At 59.9% G+C, this 17,889-nt stretch carries 14 protein-coding genes and 1 pseudogene; 10 read left to right on the plus strand and 5 right to left on the minus strand.

Annotated elements, in window-relative coordinates; all coding sequences use genetic code 11:
- Positions 1-204 precede the first annotated feature (204 nt).
- Positions 205-819: an NAD(P)-dependent oxidoreductase gene (locus tag NCR40_RS15630; protein WP_250509908.1), complete on the plus strand. Its 615-nt coding sequence runs from the start codon at positions 205-207 to the stop codon at positions 817-819.
- A gap of 91 nt (positions 820-910) precedes the next feature.
- On the opposite strand, the gene NCR40_RS15635 is transcribed toward NCR40_RS15630, so the two are convergent.
- Positions 911-1,384 (minus strand): DUF3331 domain-containing protein, encoded by a 474-nt coding sequence (locus NCR40_RS15635; RefSeq protein ID WP_250509909.1) that lies wholly within the window; start codon positions 1,382-1,384, stop codon positions 911-913.
- 368 nt (positions 1,385-1,752) lie between these two features.
- On the opposite strand from NCR40_RS15635, the pseudogene NCR40_RS31625 reads away from it, so the two are divergent.
- Positions 1,753-1,875 (plus strand): annotated as a pseudogene (locus NCR40_RS31625) (2-oxo acid dehydrogenase subunit E2); the annotation flags it as partial.
- A 384-nt stretch (positions 1,876-2,259) separates the two neighbouring features.
- On the opposite strand, the gene NCR40_RS15645 reads toward NCR40_RS31625, so the two are convergent.
- The 4 genes from NCR40_RS15645 to NCR40_RS15660 all read right to left on the minus strand — a co-directional run bounded on the left by NCR40_RS15645 (position 2,260) and on the right by NCR40_RS15660 (position 6,684).
- Entirely contained in the window at positions 2,260-3,099 is an 840-nt protein-coding gene (locus NCR40_RS15645) for an ABC transporter permease (protein WP_250509910.1), read from the minus strand.
- 4 nt (positions 3,100-3,103) lie between these two features.
- A complete protein-coding gene (locus NCR40_RS15650) occupies positions 3,104-4,366 on the minus strand; it encodes an ABC transporter permease (RefSeq protein ID WP_250510277.1) in 1,263 nt (420 codons plus the stop codon).
- Between the two features lie 96 nt (positions 4,367-4,462).
- Positions 4,463-5,503, minus strand: a complete 1,041-nt coding sequence (locus tag NCR40_RS15655) for an ABC transporter substrate-binding protein (protein ID WP_250466692.1) — start codon at positions 5,501-5,503, stop codon at positions 4,463-4,465.
- Positions 5,504-5,586: 83 nt separating this feature from the next.
- On the minus strand, positions 5,587-6,684 hold the full coding sequence (locus NCR40_RS15660; RefSeq protein WP_250509911.1) for an ABC transporter ATP-binding protein: 1,098 nt from the start codon (positions 6,682-6,684) through the stop codon (positions 5,587-5,589).
- A gap of 216 nt (positions 6,685-6,900) precedes the next feature.
- On the opposite strand from NCR40_RS15660, the gene pdxR reads away from it, so the two are divergent.
- The 8 genes from pdxR (at position 6,901) to NCR40_RS15700 (ending at position 17,889) form a co-directional block, all read left to right on the plus strand.
- Positions 6,901-8,403: a MocR-like pyridoxine biosynthesis transcription factor PdxR gene (gene pdxR / locus NCR40_RS15665; RefSeq protein WP_250466695.1), complete on the plus strand. Its 1,503-nt coding sequence runs from the start codon at positions 6,901-6,903 to the stop codon at positions 8,401-8,403.
- Positions 8,404-8,819: 416 nt separating this feature from the next.
- Complete coding sequence (locus tag NCR40_RS15670) at positions 8,820-9,365, plus strand: fimbrial protein (RefSeq protein WP_250509912.1); 546 nt, start codon at positions 8,820-8,822, stop codon at positions 9,363-9,365.
- 116 nt (positions 9,366-9,481) lie between these two features.
- Positions 9,482-10,225 (plus strand): fimbria/pilus periplasmic chaperone, encoded by a 744-nt coding sequence (locus tag NCR40_RS15675; protein WP_244828563.1) that lies wholly within the window; start codon positions 9,482-9,484, stop codon positions 10,223-10,225.
- A gap of 156 nt (positions 10,226-10,381) precedes the next feature.
- Positions 10,382-12,979 (plus strand): fimbria/pilus outer membrane usher protein, encoded by a 2,598-nt coding sequence (locus NCR40_RS15680; RefSeq protein ID WP_250509913.1) that lies wholly within the window; start codon positions 10,382-10,384, stop codon positions 12,977-12,979.
- 12 nt (positions 12,980-12,991) lie between these two features.
- Positions 12,992-14,098 (plus strand): fimbrial protein, encoded by a 1,107-nt coding sequence (locus NCR40_RS15685; RefSeq protein ID WP_250509914.1) that lies wholly within the window; start codon positions 12,992-12,994, stop codon positions 14,096-14,098.
- Positions 14,099-14,171: 73 nt separating this feature from the next.
- Complete coding sequence (locus NCR40_RS15690; protein ID WP_244828555.1) at positions 14,172-14,690, plus strand: fimbrial protein; 519 nt, start codon at positions 14,172-14,174, stop codon at positions 14,688-14,690.
- A gap of 1,039 nt (positions 14,691-15,729) precedes the next feature.
- Positions 15,730-16,581 carry a lysophospholipid acyltransferase family protein gene (locus NCR40_RS15695; RefSeq protein ID WP_250509915.1) on the plus strand — a complete coding sequence of 284 codons (852 nt, stop codon included), beginning with the start codon at positions 15,730-15,732 and terminating at the stop codon, positions 16,579-16,581.
- A 78-nt stretch (positions 16,582-16,659) separates the two neighbouring features.
- Complete coding sequence (locus NCR40_RS15700; RefSeq protein WP_244828543.1) at positions 16,660-17,889, plus strand: HlyD family secretion protein; 1,230 nt, start codon at positions 16,660-16,662, stop codon at positions 17,887-17,889.

Genomic DNA, 17,889 nt, shown 5'->3' on the forward strand with positions numbered 1-17,889 from the left:
CTGTTTTTCGGCTCGAAACTTGCGTCCTTTTTAGCGAGAAAAATGTAGCTAAACACGCGGCGAAAAACGAGATCGCCGTGTGACGCGACTATGATGAAGAATCGTTGCGAAACGCCTTGCGAATGAGCGATTTATTGCGAAGTGGGGTAAGTTAAACGCAGGCTCGATCGCCGGCGAAAGCGGTGTCACAAAGGAGAACCAACAATGAGCAAAATAGCGATCATTGGCGCGACCGGACATGCCGGCAGCAAGTTGCTGGAGGAAGCGTTGCGGCGCGGACACACGGTGACGGCGCTTGCACGCAACACGTCGGAGATCGCCAGGCGTCCTGAAGTCACCGCGAAGAATGTAGACGCATCGGATGCGGCCGCGCTAAGCGAAGCCGTCGCCGGTCACGATGCCGTCTTCAGCGCCGCGCATTTCGCTTCATTGTCGGAGAGTGCGATCACCGAGCCGCTTCGACGCGCGGGCGTCAGGCGCTTGCTCGTGGTGGGCGGCGCGGCGAGTCTTTATGTCGGGCCGGGCCAGCGCGTGTTGGATCTGCCCGATTTTCCAGAAATGTACCGCACGGAGGCAACCGCGGGCGCGGCATTTCTCGACGCGCTGCGTCGCGAGCGCGAACTCGAATGGACGTTCGTTTCGCCGTCGGCGGAATTCGTCGACGGTCCGCGCACGCGCAAATTCCGTATCGGCGTGGACGAATTGCTCGTCGATAACAATGGCCGAAGCTGGATCTCTTTCGCTGACTTTGCCATCGCGTTTCTCGATGAATTCGAGAGCGGAGCGCATATCAAGCAGCGTTTCACCGTCGGTTACTGACAGCAACCAATAGACGCAAGGCGGCGACGATCCCGACACCCACGGATGCCGGAACTCGTCGCCGTCGTCGCTGCGCGACCGAGCGGTCAGCTTAGTCGTGCACGTCGCATTCGACTTCCTCGCTGTTGGCCGGCATGGCTGCGGCGAGAATCATCGCGGAGGCATTCTGCGGTTTCGGATCGCGCTGTGACGGGCGATACACCTGATCGCCGCGATGAATCGGCAACCCCGAGAGCGAGCAGATGCCTTCGGCGCTCGCCGTCGTCGCGCGCCAACCTTGATAACCATAGTGGCACGTACCTGGGTCCGACCAGTAGACGAGCGCCGTCGCGCTGGACGGCCGCTCGATCACGCGCACGACTGCCTGTGGGAAAGGCAGGCGGTCATCCGACGGGCGCGGATGCGGGTGCGCGCGGTTCCAGTCGCGCGTCAGGCGGTCGAGGAAACTATCTTCGATACGCGCGGTTCTTTGCGAGGGGCTGGTGTGGGCGGCATCATGCGGCGCCGCCTCGAGCAGGTGAACCGTCTGTGACCACGGGTCTGCAATTTTCGAAAAAGCTGTCATGGCATTGTTCCAGGCTTTGACTCGACCTAGAACGTACGCTATTAAGCATATTCCGATAAATAGTGCATCGGTGAAAACACTGTCCCGTTGCCGCGAATAATCGCGCGCTGGCGAAGCGAAGGCTTGCTGGACATGGGTTTGAGCGTCGGACGCTTGCGATCGCGGACCGCCGGTATTGTACGATCGTTCTCCGAAGTGGCGGCCTTGGCGGCTTAATTGGCCGAAATAACAATGAGGCAAGCGGGTAAGCGGGCGCTTTACGCGTCCTTCTACCCGGAAGCGCCGATGCGCCGGGCACGCGCTTCCACACGTTGCGCTATATGCGAATCTGCCGGAAAGCGACGTCTTTATCTGACGGTCGGCGAAGCGTCAACACGCAGGAAGTGGCCATCCTTGGGTCTGTCGCGTGGCGCAATGAAGCCGGTGTGGGACGCAAGCAGTGCGTGCCGCGTCTCACGTTGCCGTTGTCGCTGTCGCACGACCATCGCGTCACATTTTCACGCGCGCTGTGCGTCAGTTGCCGCGCGATGAATGAAGTATCTACAAGCGGCGCCTCGGTGGAAAGGCGACTTCAGCGTTAGCAAACTGCATGTCGTTCAGGCGGTCGCGGGCCCAATCGAAGGCGCAGCCAGCAAGCGCCTCACGCCAACCGTGGGCACGCTTGCGGACTGGCGTAGCAGCGAAAACATTACGGATAAAGCGTCGACATTCATAGAAGCACACCGAACTCTCGCTTATCGCCGACCGAAACCTGAATATACGGAGCTCGGCGACATCGCATTGCAGTGCTTTTCGCAGCCGAGGCCCTACTCGAAGCCTCAGCCGGCAACGCTTTGTCTCGATCTGGCGAGCCATCTCGGACCGCTTGCAGATCATTACTCCGCAACCGCGCGCGCCGCCGCACGGCCCCGCAACCACTCCAGCGCCAGCAATAGGCTCGTCGAGAACACGATCAGAATCGTGGCCAACGCGGCGATCGTCGGGCTGATGTTCTCGCGGATGCCCGTGAACATCTGACGCGGTAGCGTCGTCTGATCGGCGCCCGCGAGAAACAGCGTGACGACCACTTCATCGAACGATGTCGCGAACGCGAACAGCGCACCCGAAATCACGCCCGGCGCAATGACGGGCAGCGTCACGCGAAAAAACGTCCGCAGCGGACTTGCGCCAAGCGACTGACTCGCCCGCACGAGATTCATGTTGAAGTTCTGCAAGGTCGCCGCAACCGTGGTCACGACGAACGGCACGCCCAACGCCGCGTGCGCCAGAATCAACCCGAAATATGTATTGGCGATGCCGAGCGGCGCAAAGAATAAATACACGCCCACGCCGACGACGATCACCGGCACGATCATCGGCGAAATGAGGACGGCCATGAGCACGCTCTTGCCGACGAAATTCGCCTTCGTCAATCCAACCGCCGCGAGCGTGCCGAGAATCGTGGCGACGAGCGTAGCCGAGGGCGCGACGATAAAGCTGTTCTTCGCCGCCATGCGCCACTCGTCCGACATAACGAGATTGTGATACCAGCGCATCGAATAGCCCGGAATGGGATAGACGAGAAACGTGCTCGACGAAAACGAAAGCGGCACGATGGCAAGTACCGGCAGAATTAGATAGAGCAACGTCAGCACGCAAATGATGCGCAATGCGAAATACCAGACGCGCTCGATAGCGGACGTATGCGGCGCGAACATCGGTTTGGCGAGTTTCATTGTCTTACCCCAGGCTTACGTTCGAGCGCGTGAATCGACCGTAGACGACATAAAGCACGAGCGTCGCGGCAAGCAGCAGCGCACCGAGCGCGCAAGCCATGCCCCAGTTGATCGTTACGTTCGTGAAATACGCGATGTAGTAGCTGACCATCTGGTCGTTCGGCCCGCCGAGAAGCGCCGGCGTGATGTAGTAACCAATCGCCAAGATAAACACCAGCAGCACGCCGGCCCCGATGCCCGGATAAGTCTGCGGCACATACACGCGCCAGAACGCCGCGAACGGATGACTGCCGAGCGAAACAGCCGCGCGCTGATAAGTCGGCGGCACGGACTTCATCACGCTATAGAGCGGCAAGATCATGAAGGGCAGAAGAATGTGCGTCATCGAGATATAAACGCCCACGCGATTGAACAGCAGCGCGAGCGGCGAACCAATCAGCCCGCTCGCGAGCAGCGCCTTATTGACGAGCCCTTCACTTTGCAACAGCACGATCCACGCGGCGACACGCACCAGCACGGAGGTCCAGAACGGAATCAGCACGAGCACCATCACGAGATTGGCACGGCGCGCGGGCAGCGTGGAAATCCAGTACGCGAGCGGATAACCGAGCAGCAGCGCGAAAAACGTCACCGCGACGCCGATCACGAACGTGCGTCCAAAGACGTTCAAATAGATGGATTGATCCGGACCTGCATGCTCGATGTCGCCGAAACCGTCCTGCCGGTGATCCAGCGAAGCGAGCAGATAAAACGGCGAATATCGACCGGCGTTTTTCGCGATTGCCTGCCAATACGCGGGATCGTTCCAGCGCTCGTCGAGTTCGACGATCTTCGCGCGAATCTGCGGCGCGGCGAGCGGCTTGCCGTCGTCCGCGGCGAGCGGCATCGCGCGGGCAGTTTTTGCAACCAGCGAGCGATAGCCCGGAATCTCGGTGTTGAGTCGGCGAGCGAGCGCCCCCATCGATTCGCCGTCCTGTATCGCGGTGAGATCTTGCGCGAGCGCGGCATAAGCGGCATCGGGCGGCGCGGTTTTGCGATCCCAGTTTGCGAGCGCCGCGCCCGTGTGCGGCAGCGCGTTCGCGACTTCGGGATTCTGCACGGCGCGCGTGAGCAGCGCACCGATTGGCACCACGAAGATCAGGAACAGAAAAATGGCGAGCGGCGCAATCAGCGCGAGCGCCATTGCGCGCTTTTTCGCATCGACGAGCTTCAGTTCGCGCTTGAGTCGCGCGCTCGATTCGCGCGTGTCGTCCGCGGCGATCGTCATGGTGTTCACGCTTTCTGTCTCCTATCCATGCAAAGGCTTGGCGTTGGCTGCGGTTCGCATTGCACGAAACGCAGCCGTGCTTTCACCAAAAAACGCTTACTTCGACGACCACGCCGTGAAGCGCTGTTCGAGCTCGTCGCCGTGATCGGTCCAGAACGCCATGTCCTGCAGCACGGCATTCTTCGCGTTGGCGGGCGAATTCGGCATGTCGGCCTGGATCTTCGGATCGAGCGCCGCAATGGCCGCCTTGTTCACCGGACCATAGGCGATGTTCTTCGCGTACGTTTCCTGCGGCTGCTGCGACACCGAATATGCGATGTACTGCGTCGCGACATCCTTGTTCGGCGATCCCTTCGGAATGGCCCAGTAATCGAGGTCATAAATGCTGCCGTTCCAGACGACCTTCAGATTCTTGCCTTCCTTGCGCGCGGCATCGATACGTCCGTTATAGGCCGTCGACATCACGACATCGCCCGCGACGAGGAATTGCGGCGGCTGCGCGCCCGCTTCCCACCACTGGATATTCGGCTTCAGTTCTTCGAGCTTCTTGAACGCACGATCGGCGCCGGCTTTCGTGCCGAGCACCTTGTAGACATCCTTCGGCGGGACGCCGTCGGCCATCAGCGCGAATTCGAGGTTGTAGCGCGCACCCTTGCGCATGCCGCGTTTGCCGGGGAATTTCTTCGTGTCCCAGAAGTCTGCCCAGCCGGCCGGCGCGCCCTTGAGCTTGTCGGCGTTATAGGCGAGCGCCGTCGACCAGACGAAGAAGCCGGCTCCGCAAGTTTGCGGCGATTCGGTGACGAGTTCCGACTTCTTCGCGATCTTCGACCAGTCCAGCTTTTCGTAGAGACCTTCGTCACAGCCGCGTCCCAGATCGCCCGATTCGACTTCGACGACATCCCAGTTGACGTGCTTCGCTTCGACCATCGCTTTGACCTTGGCCTGCTCGCCGTTGTATTCGACGGCCGTGACCTTGTTACTCGATGATTTTTCGTAAGGCTGATTGAATGCGGCCTTTTGCGCATCGCCGTTCGCGCCGCCGAAATTGACGACGGTCAGTTCCGCCGCGAATGCGGATGCGCCCGACATGCACACGAGCGCCGCCGACGCCATGGAGCACAGTGCGAATTTCTTCATGGTGGTTTCCTCTCTTCCTTTTTGGCTTGGTGTTAGCAGTGGACTTGCGAGTAGACAAAGCAAAAGCGATGAAGCGCGCCGCTTTAGGCAAATACGCGCAAATGCTCGGGAGCGAATTCAAGCGCGACGGGCGCGCCGGGCGTGAAGGTATCGAGCAACGCATTGCCGAGCGGCACTTTCACGAAGCATTCGTCCTGTTCGCGTACGCCGCAGCGCATGCGTACGTGATCGCCGAAATAGATGAGGCTCTTGGCCTCGCCAGCGAGCGCGTTATGTGTCGCATGGTTCTGTTCGCGGATGGCCGCGAGCTTCATGCGCTCCGGCCGGATGCAGGCAATAGCCGACGCACCCGCCTTCGCCTTCGCGACATTCAGCCCGGAAAGCCGCGTGCCGTCGGCTAGGCGGATATCGCAGAACTCGCCTTGTGTTTGCTCGATGGTGCCGCGCAAGCGGTTGCTATCGCCGATGAAGTTGGCGACGAACTCGTTGCACGGCGCTTCGTAGAGATGGTCCACGGTATCGAGTTGCTGCACGATGCCTTTGTCGAATACCGCGACGCGGTCCGACATGGTGAGCGCTTCGCCCTGATCGTGCGTGACATATACGAAGGTCACGCCGAGCTTCTCGTGCAACGACTTCAGTTCGTACTGCATGTGCTCGCGCAGTTGCTTGTCGAGCGCGCCGAGCGGCTCGTCCATCAGCACGAGCTTGGGCTCGAATACGAGCGCGCGCGCGAGCGCGATGCGCTGCTGCTGACCGCCCGACAATTGCGCCGGGTAACGTTTCGCGAAGCTCTCCATGCGCACCATCCTGAGTGCGTTGTCGACGCGATGCGCGCGTTCCTCGGTGGACATCTTGCGAACCGTAAGCGGATATTCCACGTTCTGCTGCACGGAAAGATGTGGAAACAAGGCGTAGTTCTGAAACACCATGCCGATGTCGCGCTTATGCGGCGGCACCTTGTTGAGCAACTTGCCGTCTAGCCAGATCTCGCCGCCAGTCGGGAATTCGAAGCCCGCGAGCATCATCAGGCAAGTGGTCTTGCCCGAACCGGACGGCCCGAGCAGCGTGAGGAATTCGCCTTGGTAGATATCGAGGTCGAGCGATTTGACGACTAGGGTTTCCCCGTCATAAGTCTTTCTAACGCCGCGAAAACTGACGATCACCTGATCGGATTTCATCTTCCGTGTCTCCTTCGGAAATCGATGCGTTGTAGCTGGGAGCGGCCTGTATCAAGCCTCTACGGCGCCTGACCGGCGCCTTTGCGGCGCTCGGAAATTTTTCCACTGCCTGCGATAACTATAGCCCGTGACGGTTCTACAATGTGGAGCCATTTCAATATTCAACTTGGAACCACTTTGCCTTCTGGCGAGGTTCCTGAGGGCTCGGGGAAATTCATGGATACCATCATCCTCGCGGACTGGCTGAGTACGCGACTCGTCGAACGCTCGCAGGCGGAGCCGATGTACCGGCAGATGCTGGAACTCATGCAGCAGGCCATCCTGACCGGTCAACTTGCGCCCGGCACCAAGCTGCCGAGTTCGCGCATGCTGGCAAGCGATCTCGGCATCGCGCGCAATACCGTGCTGCACGTGTACGACCAGTTGACGGCCGAAGGCTATGTTACGTCGACGACCGGCAGCGGCACCTATGTGGCCGATACGGCGCCGCGCGAACGCGCCGCTGCGAAGCCGGGCGCCAAGTCGAGCGCCGACGCCGCTCAGAAGCCCTGCGCGATTTCGCAACGCGGCGCGCGCTTGATCTCGCAGGCGGGGGTATCGCCGAAACAGTGGGGCGCGTTCATGCCCGGCGTGCCCGATGTACGCGAGTTTCCCGCGCAAACTTGGAGCCGCTTGCAAGCGCGGCTCTGGAAGCGCGCGAATCCCGATTTGCTGACCTATGCGCCCGGCGGCGGTTATCGGCCGCTGCGGCGCGCGTTGTCGGACTATTTGCGTGTCGCGCGCTCGGTCAAGTGCTCGCCCGATCAGATCATCATCACGACGGGCATCCATCAGTCGATCGATCTGACCGTGCGTCTGCTCACCGATTTCGGCGACCGCGCGTGGGTCGAAGAACCGTGTTACTGGGGCGTGCGAAGCGTCCTGCAGTCGTCCGGGCTGTTGCTCGTGCCCGTGCCCGTAGATGACGAAGGCTTGAATCCGAACGCGCGTGACATGGCCACGCCGCCGCGTATCGCGCTGGTTACGCCTTCGCATCAGTATCCGCTCGGCATGGTGATGAGCCTCGCGCGGCGTCGCGCTTTGCTGGAGTTCGCGCGGCAACATGGCACGTGGATCATCGAGGACGATTACGACAGCGAGTTTCGCTATGGCAGCCGGCCGCTTTCGTCGCTGCAGGGACTCGACGACGCCGGACAGGTGATCTATGTCGGCAGTCTCGGCAAGATGCTGTTCCCCGGTTTGCGCATGGGCTATATGGTGGTGCCGGAAAATCTCGTCGATACGTTTCGCACGGGCGTCGCGGAGCTGTATCGCGAAGGGCAACTGATGCAGCAGGCCGTGCTCACCGAATTCATTCTCGACGGGCATCTCACCTCGCACGTGCGGCGCATGCGCGGGCTATACGGCGAACGAAGGGAATTGCTCATCAACGCCATTCGCGCGCGGTTCGGCAATACGCTCGCGGTGCACGGCGATCAAGCCGGACTGCACTTCGTCCTGGGCATGCCGGAACACGTCGACGACCGCGAAATCACGCGTCACGCAATGACGGCGGGCGTGGTGACACGGCCGCTAGCCAATTACTACATGAACGCGGATGCCGCGCGTCCCGGTCTCATGCTCGGCTACGCGTGCGTGCCGAACGATGAGATCGCGCCCGCGTTTGCGAAGCTCGCCGAATCGATCGAGATGGCGCTCTCGCCGGCGATGCAGGTGTGATGACGGCTCGTTGGCACCATTGCGCCGCGTGACCGCGGCGGGGCGGTCAAGATAACTGCTGAAGCGCAATCGAAGCAGGCGAGCGCCTTGCATGCCGTCGGATGTTCGCTGACCAAAGTCACGTCGAACAGAGCTGCTGCTTGCGTCAGGCAGCATTTATCGCATCACTAACTATTCCCTGACAAATTAGGAAAAATCGAGTGCCGTTTCTCGACGGTCTCGATTATCGTTGCGCTTCGCATTTCAACCAGACGAGATAAACGTAGCGCGTAAGCGGATGTCTATCTGTAGCAAACCTGGAAGCCGAGATGCGGCATTTGGGCGTCAAGTTCGAGGAGTGTGCGACCGCCTTTCGCGGCCGAACATTCAGCTTGATCTGACGACCCATCCCTGTCAATTTTTATAAGCACATCCAAATGAAAAAATCCTTGATCTCGGCGATGGTCGCCGCAGCAATGGGCCTCGTAGCAAGCGCCGCGTTCGCGTCGGACGGCACCATCACGTTCAATGGCGCGCTGACGGCCACGACCTGCACGATCAACGGCAACGGCACCAGCAGCAAGGACTTCACGGTCACGCTGCCGACCGTTTCCACGTCGACCCTGACGGCATCGGGCCAGACGGCCGGCACGACTTCGTACAACATCGCGTTGACGGGTTGCGCGCCGGTTACGGCAACGAGCGAAGCGGGCGTGTTCTATGAAGCCGGTGCAACGGTCGATGCGAACGATGGCCGCCTGATCGTGGCCACGGGCGGCGCTGGCAACGTCAAGCTGCAACTCCTGAACTCCGATGGTTCGATGATCAAGGCAGGCTACTCGCGTGAGCTGCAGAACGTGAAGTCGGCCGACATCTCCAGCGGCGCAGCATCGCTCAGCTATCAAGTTCAGTATTACGCGACGGGCGCGACGACCGCTGGCGCAGCCAACTCGTCCGTGATCTACAGCATCGACTACATGTGATCTTGCGGTAGTGGAACGGGGTCTTCGGCGCGATCATCGGTTGAAGACCCGTACATATGCGGGCGCGAGCCCGCTTTATCTTTACACTCGCGCTCCGTTTCGGGCATTACGTCAACATGAAAGTGGCAAAGAGACTCATAACGACCGCGGCATTTATCGTCGCGATGCAAGGGTTCATTCCTTCCGCGAATGCGTCGGTGGTGATTGCCGGCACGCGGGTCGTCTTCAATCAAAGCGATTCCGAAGTCACGGTGAAGCTGACCAACAACGGCAAGCTTCCCGGCTTGACCAAGGTGTGGATGGACAAGGGCGATCCGAACATCAAGCCGGACGCCATCGACGTGCCGTTCACCATCACGCCGCCGATCATGCGTATCGATCCGAGTAAATCGCAGACCTTGCGGATCATGTCGACGGGCGAGCCTTTGCCTGCGGACAAGGAGAGCATCTTCTATTTGAACGTGCTCGAAGTGCCGCCGAAACCCACGGGCGACGAAGCGAGCGCGAACCAGCTGCAGCTTGCATTTCGCACGCGCATCAAGTTTTTCTATCGCCCGAGCGGCCTTAAAGGCCAGGCAACGGACGCGCCGGGACAGATCGTGTGGCATCTCAAACACGATGGCGGCAAGAACTCGATCGAGGCGAGTAACCCCACGCAGTATCACGTGTCGTTCGACCGCGTGCAGGTTAGCAACGGCGCGAGTGCATCGGAGTTCACTGACGGCGGCATGGTAGGCCCGGGCGAAAGCAGGGCTTTCCCGCTCAAGGGCGAGGTGCCCGCGAACAGCACGAAGATTCGCTATACCGCAATCAACGACTACGGCGGCCCGCAGGACGGCGATGCCAGTCTGGCGCCCTGAGTCATTCGCAGGCTTCTCGTCGGGCCTGCCCAGCAGGCCGATTCCCCGCGATAGCGCAGCGTTGCGCTGAACATCGCCATCACTCGTTAAGGATGAACTCGGAGCATGCCGCATAGCGTGCCGAGTCACGCTGTTGCTGTAATTTCGGAACACTAAATGAATATGCAATACCGAAGCGCTCATGTGTCCGGCATGCGCCTGAGACCCATCAGCCTGTTCACGCTTCAGGCATTGGCCGCAATGGGCGTGAGCGCTCACGCATGGGCCGATTCTACCCAGCAGATCGCGGCCGTCGAATTCAACGAACAATTCCTCGAAAACGGCAGCGGCGAAAAGCTGGACATATCGCGCTTCAACAAGGGACAAGAGATTCTGCCCGGCACGTATCGCGCGGATACCTACGTGAACGCCGTCTGGAAAGGCAAGTTCGATATCGATATCCGCGAGGCGGGCGCAGGCACGGGTGTTGTCGCCATGCAGCCTTGCGTGAATGCGGACCTGCTCGATCGCATGGGTGTCGATCTGCGCAAGCTGTCGCCGGAGGCATCGGCGAAGCTCGATAACGCGGGCGATGCCTGCCTTACGTTGCCCGATCTCATTGCTGGAGCAACCGCGTCGTTCGACAACGGCGAGCAGCGTCTCGACGTCTCCGTTCCGCAAATCGCGATGAATTCCCGCGCACGCGGCTACGTCGATCCGAAGTACTGGGACGACGGCATCAACGCGGGCACGCTGCAGTACAACGCGAACGTTTATCACAGCTCGTCCGGCGGATACAACAACGACTCGCAGTATCTCGGGCTGATCGGCGGCATCAATGCGGGACCGTGGCGCTTTCGCTATCAGGGCAACCTGACGCACAACACCATCGGCGGTCAGCACTATCAGAGCGTGCAGACTTACGTGCAGCGTTCGTTCAGGGACATCAAGAGCCAGCTTACCGCCGGCGATACCTTCACGGACGGCGCGCTGTTCGACAGCTACGGAGTGCGCGGCGTCACACTCGGCACCGACGACCGCATGTATCCCGAGTCGCAGCGCGGCTATGCGCCCGTGGTGCACGGCATTGCAAACAGCAACGCGCGGGTGCAGGTCAGGCAGAACGGCAACATCATCTACGAGACGACCGTCGCGCCCGGCGCATTCGAGATCAACGATCTTTATCCGACGGGTTACGGCGGCAATCTCGATGTCATCGTCACGGAAGCCGACGGCTCGCAGCACATTTCCACCGTGCCTTATGCGGCGGCGGTGAACGCGTTGCGACCCGGCGTCACCCGCTATAGCGCGACCATCGGTCAGTACCGCGATCCGAGCATCGATATTCATCCGTTCGTCTCGCAGGCAACGGTGCAGCACGGCGTCAACAATCTCGTGACGCTCTACGGCGGCATGATCGGCGGAGATATGTATTTCTCCGGCATGGTCGGCGCCGCGCTGAATACGAGCGTTGGCGCATTCGGCCTCGACGTGAGCCACGCCACCGCGAGCTTCAAGGGCTACGGCACGCACAATGGCGCGAGTGTGCGCTTGAGCTTCAGCCGTCTGTTCGAGCCGACGAATACGAATATCGCGGTCGCGGCCTATCGCTATTCGACCAATGGCTTTTACACGCTGCAGGATGCCGTCGCGCTGCGCCAGTTGTACGAAGACCATCAACCGGGTTTTCTCGATGCTCGCCAGAAGTCGCGCGTTCAGTTCGTTCTGAATCAGAGTCTGGGCGAGGGCGGCAAGTACGGCTCGGTGTATGCCGTGGGATCGATTCAAAACTACTGGAACCGGTCCGATCACGACACGCAATTTCAGATCGGCTACAGCAATAGCTGGCGACGCCTGACGTATGGCGTATCGGCGGTGCGTCAGTATCAAGTGAACACGAATCGCTGGGATAACCGCATCATGCTCAACCTCATGGTGCCGCTCGGCTTTGGCGCGCACGCACCGCAATCGTCCACGACCTTCCAGCACGATACGAGCGATAGAAGCTCCACGTTGCAGGAATCGGTGACAGGAACGCTCGGCGCGGACAACGCGTTCAGCTACGGCGTCAACGCCAACTACAGCGACGGCGGAAATGGCTCGGGCAGTTCGACGAGCGCGGGCGGCAACGTCGGCTACATGTCGCCGTTCGCGTTGATGACCGCAAACGCCAGTACCGGACGCCACTATTCGCAGGTCGGCGCGGGCATTTCCGGCGGAGTGGTCGCGTGGCGCGACGGCGTGGCGTTCACCCCGAATATGGGCGATACGGTCGCCGTGGTCGAAGCCAAGGACGCGGCAGGCGCGCGCCTCGCGAATGGTGCGGGCTTGCGCGTCGACCGTTGGGGGCATGCGGTCATCTCGGGCATGCAGCCTTATTCGAACAACGAGGTCGAAATCGACCCCAAGGGTCTGCCGCTCAACATCGCGCTGAAGTCGACGGTGCAGCGCACGGCGCCGACCGCCGGTGCGGTGGTCGCCCTGAAGTTCGAAACCGAAAACCTGGGCAAGCCAGCGGTCATGCGCGTGACGCAGGCCGATGGCACGCCGCTGCCATTCGGCGCCGAGGTATTCGACGGCGACGCCCACACCGTCGGCACCGTGGCGCAAGGCAGCCGCATCATCGCTACCGGGTTGAAGGCGGACGCGGGCGCGTTGAACGTGAAATGGGGCGACGGGGCCAGCCAGCGTTGCGTGGTGCGCTATCAGCTGCCGCAGTCCGTCGATGCAACCAAACCCAATTCGATCTCCATCGGCGATGGCGTGTGTCAGTGAGGAGAAGACGCGATGATTAATCAAGAAAACCATATGGGTACGATTGACAAGGTCGCCTCGGCGCTGGTGCGCGCTCTGCTGTGCTGGCTCGTCGCGTGGGCGCTGTTACCGGCGAATGCATATGCGGATTCCGCTACTTGCCGGTCCAACTACAGTGCGTTCACGCTTTCGATGCCCGGCGCCGTGGCCGTAGCGCGCGATCTGCCAAATGGGTCGATCTTGACCGCATGGTCACTGTCGCCATTGAAGAGCGACTATTACACGTGCACCGTGGTTGGCTCCGTGTACACGGGGACCGACTTCGAGACCGCGGGAGTGACGACGGACAGTCGAACCACATATACCGTGACCTACAACGGCGTTGCGTTCGCTGTGTACCCGACCACTGTGCCGGGTATAGGCATCGCGATGGGCGGTTACGTCGTCCCCGATGGCAGACAGACGAACCTTCGCTCGTTCGAAAAGATGGGTTCGCAGTGGAACTACCCCGGCACGATCTACAACGGCGGGCAATTGATCGTGGCTTTGGTGAAGATCGGAGACGTGACACCCGGCACACTTTCGGGAACGATCGCCCAGGCTTTCTCCTGGCAGACCTTGACACCACCGCCCGCTGGCAACGTGCTGTCCGCCGGGGTGATCGACTTCAACATCACGCCGGTCGTGATCACCGTTCTGACCTGCGAGACACCGGACGTGACCGTGCCGATGGGAACGCAGGGACCAGCCGACCTGCCATCCGTCGGAGCCGCGCCTAGCAAGGTCATCGGCTTCAATCTGAGCTTCAACAATTGCCCGGCCGGTGCGGCAGTGCCGAATACGTCGGCTGGATTGATCCACAGCGTGCAGTACCGGATCGATCCGACTAACGGAACCATTGCCGGCTTCACCGACGTGGCGGCGCTGAATGGCAGTCCGAGTGCGGGCGGCGTGGGCATCCAGCTGTATGACAGCACGGGCTCGGTATTCGGCTTTGGCGTCAACCGCACGTTGAGCGGATTCGACGGCACGCGCAATGGCAGTTACTCGCTTCCCATGACGGCCCGTTATTACCGCACCGGCGCGCTGAGTGCGGGACCCGCCAACGCCACGATGACCTTGACCGTGCTCTATCTGTGACAACGCGCGGCGAATTGCCTGAGATATCGCCGCGCATTGTCTGACCGCTCATCAACACAAAGGAGAAACTCGAATGAAGCTTTTGAAAACCGGCGTGGCCGCGCTTGCACTCGTTGCCGCGCATTCGTCATTTGCCGCCGATGCCACGCTCAATTTCACCGGAACGATCATCTTGCCGACATGCACGGTGGATACGGATTCCGTTAATCAGACAATCACGCTTCAACAGGCTAAAACGACCGACTTTGCAGCCGTTGGCGCAACCAACTCCGCGCAGGCGTTCAATGTCAAGCTGGTCAGTTGCGCGGCCGGCACGAATATAGGGATGACCGTCAATGGAACCATCGATACGGTGGCAAGCGTCCTGAAAAACACGGGTACTGCTGCGCAAGTGGGCGTGCAATTGCTCAAGGCCACGAATGTGGGTGACAGTACGGGTTCGCCTCTCGCGTTGAATAGCGCGCTCACGCTGGGCGCAGCGGACGCTTCGGGTTCGATGACCGTTCCGATGGTCGCCCAATACTATAGGCTCGGCACGATGACCGGCGGCACGGTGACGGCATCGGCTACGGTGAACTTCACTTATAACTAAGGTTTCAATCGCTTCGTTAAACATAGCTGGCAAAACTACTTATTTGATTCCGCGGAGTCTGTATGTAGTCTCTGATTGCCGGATAAAGCCGGCTCAAAGAAAACCCTCTACTTAGCAACAAGCAGGATCATATCTATGCACAAAATCGATCGAGAAGCGTTGAGCGAATGCTACGTCGCCGGTGGTGAAGTCAAGGCGTCGAGCAACTCCAGTTCAAATACTAACGTTTCCATTTCCATTACGTCTGGGAACCATAACGACAAGGCAAGAATCTCTGTTGCGGCCAACTAACGTTTCCAGTCTGTCCGAAGAAGCGATTGAACGACGGGGCCAGTGGCCCCGTTGTCGTTTGCCTTTAAAAAACAGTCCACGATGACAATGAAAGCTCAATTGAAGCAACCGATAAGGGCTTCTCGGCAATCACAAACTTTATTTGATTGCCTGTGGGCATGTATATACTCCTATGACCAGTTTTATTTTTCGGAATTATCGAAGTTTAAATTCGTTTCGGGATGCCGTATCATTCGCCTTCCTTTGATATTCAGCAAGATTCGGATATCAAAGGCAATGTAATTCGCAAGAACCTCATACTTGAATTCTTGCGCGTATCGTCAATCTAAAAATAGTTTCAAGGCAATCATGCAAAAAATCGAACGTAACGCACTCCAACACGCTGACATCGCAGGCGGCTGCAACAAGGGTTCGTCGGCTCAGTCGCAAACCGTGATCAACATCTACATCACGGGCTAAATCGAATATCCGCTTAGCACTTCCCGGACGGCGGTAAGTGGTGGCCAACAGGGTAGTGCTGGCGGTTGATCGCTTGGCTTTTGACCTCTCCTGGTTTGCTCTCCGCGAGAGGTCATCGCAAGGGTAAAGAACGGATTATCCGCGCTGTATCCAATCTCGCCGAAGAGTGCGAGATCCGCTTTCTCATTATCTGACAGAAAATACCATGGCATCGTTGCGCCCAATGCTGAGAAAGTGGCTCGCGGTGTGTCGACATCGCGTAAAGCGCGCGGTTATTGGACGTATTCCGATGACCAAAGCGGAACAGCTCGCGAATATCATGCTGCGCGTCAACGGTTTATTCAATGCCGTCTGCCGCGCGTACGGCAACATTCGCGCAGAGATCGCGCGCGATATCCTGCATTTGCCAGCCGCGCAAATAAAGCGTTCACGCGCGGCAGCGCAACTGGAAAAGTTGATCGACCAGCGCATTTATTTCGGCCGCGATATTCGCAAGCACGAAGCCCTGCCCGAGTTAGACGCAATCGCGGAGAAGTTGGCGGCGCGAATCAGGCAACTCAAACGCGATGTGCCGAATCAGCCCGTGTTTGTCTCGCCCTTTCACTATGTCTCGCAATACGCGAATATTTATATCGTCGAGCGGCTTGTCGCCTTGCTCGACCTGAAGTCGCTTTCGGTGGTTTCGGGCGTGCCAAGGAATCAATATGGCGACGATCACAAGCTCATTCCCGGCATTAAAGTGCTTTACACCTATGGTGATGCAAATCGCAATGGACTTGGCGTGCGCGTGGCGCGTGCGCTGAAACGCGATGGCGTCGTCGTGCTGTTCTCCGACGTGCCGCCATTCACCATGCATCGTTATCCCATGGAGACCGCCGAGGTCAGAATGTTCGGACGCAGCGCGCGTATTCATAACGGCGTGTTCCGCATGGGCGAGAGTTTCAATGCGCTGTTGCTGCCGTTTTATTTGCGCTTCGAGCGCGGACATTTCGAGGCGCATATCTTCGACCACATTCCGCTCGCCGCGCCCGACGCGCCCCAGCGGCTCGCAAATTACATCGAAAGCGCGCTGACCGATAACTATCAGCAGTGGACTCCGGGCGGTCATCCCGCCATGTATTCGTTCGCTCCCAATCGCTAATCAGCGCAACCGAATCTGCGCGTCACGCACCCGGTGCAGACCGGGCCAGACCACGCAGCGAAGCCAGCCTTCATTCTCATGCAGCCGACCGATCTTCCCGAATTCAAAGACGTCCCGTGGCGATGGATAGCCTACGCGACGTCCATTTTTACTGTCGCCGCCGTCGCTTTCGCGTTCTTCCATCAGGTCGAACTGAAGCAGGATGTCAGTGGCGAAGTCATGTCTCCGTCCGAGGTCAAGATTCAAGGCTTGAGTGGACTGGTGTCGGGCATCTACGCGCGCACGGACGAAAAGGTGCAGCCCGGCACGCCGCTCTTTCGGCTGCAGCGGGATTTCTCGCTGACGACAGACGGACGTCGCCGACAAGTATTCGACGAGCAAATGCGCGATGACCAGATTCGCTCCATCGACGCGCAGTACAACGAGCGCCGCATCCAGTTGAATGCGCAGCGCGAATCGGCGCGCCTGACAGCAGTAAGCCGCCGCGCCGAGCTTGGGGCGCTCAACGCGCAGATCGCGCAGAACAATCAACTGGTCGGCGAGTTCCAGCAGCGGCTGGCGCGTCTGGATTCGGTGGCGGATTACGTTGCCGCCGACAAGGTTGAACAGGCTCGCGCGGATGTTCATCAGGGCAAGGCGACGGCCGCGCAAAGCGTCGCGCGTCAGCAGCAACTGGCGGGCGAAGTCAGCGCGTCGAGCAGCACGCAAGCCGATCTCGAAGCGCAATTGCGCGGCCTCGACGCGCAACATGAGCGCGACGTGCAAGACGTGCGCACGCGCTTCGAACGCGAACGTCAGGACGCGACCGTGTCCGCGCCGAAGGGCGGCACGGTCACGTTTTCGGGCCTCGTCGCGGGCCGCATGTTGACGACGGCCGACGTGGCGATGGTCATCGCGACAGACGAGAGCGGGCCCTTGCGCGCCGCGTTGAGCATTCCTTCTCGGCGTCGCGGTTTCGTGCGCGAAGGCCAGATCGTGCGGCTCAAGTTCGATGCATTCCCGTACGCCAAATTTGGCACGTACGAGGCGCGCATCGACTCCATCTCCGGCACCACCGTGCTGCCGGCGAGCCCGCCCAGTCCACCCGGCACACCAGGCGCGCCCGATCCGACCGAACAGACGGATAGCTCGAAAGAAGGCGAAGGCGATTACCTCGCATGGGCCACGCTGCGCGGCAATACCTTCGACTTCGAGGGACAGCATTTCAAGATTTTGCCGGGGATGCGGGCGACGGCGAGCATCGTCGTCGAGCGAAGGACGATTGCCGAATGGGTGCTGGCGCCCTTGTTCCGAATGCTGAGAGGTTGA

The organism is Caballeronia sp. GACF4, from assembly GCF_023631025.1.
GTDB lineage: Bacteria > Pseudomonadota > Gammaproteobacteria > Burkholderiales > Burkholderiaceae > Caballeronia.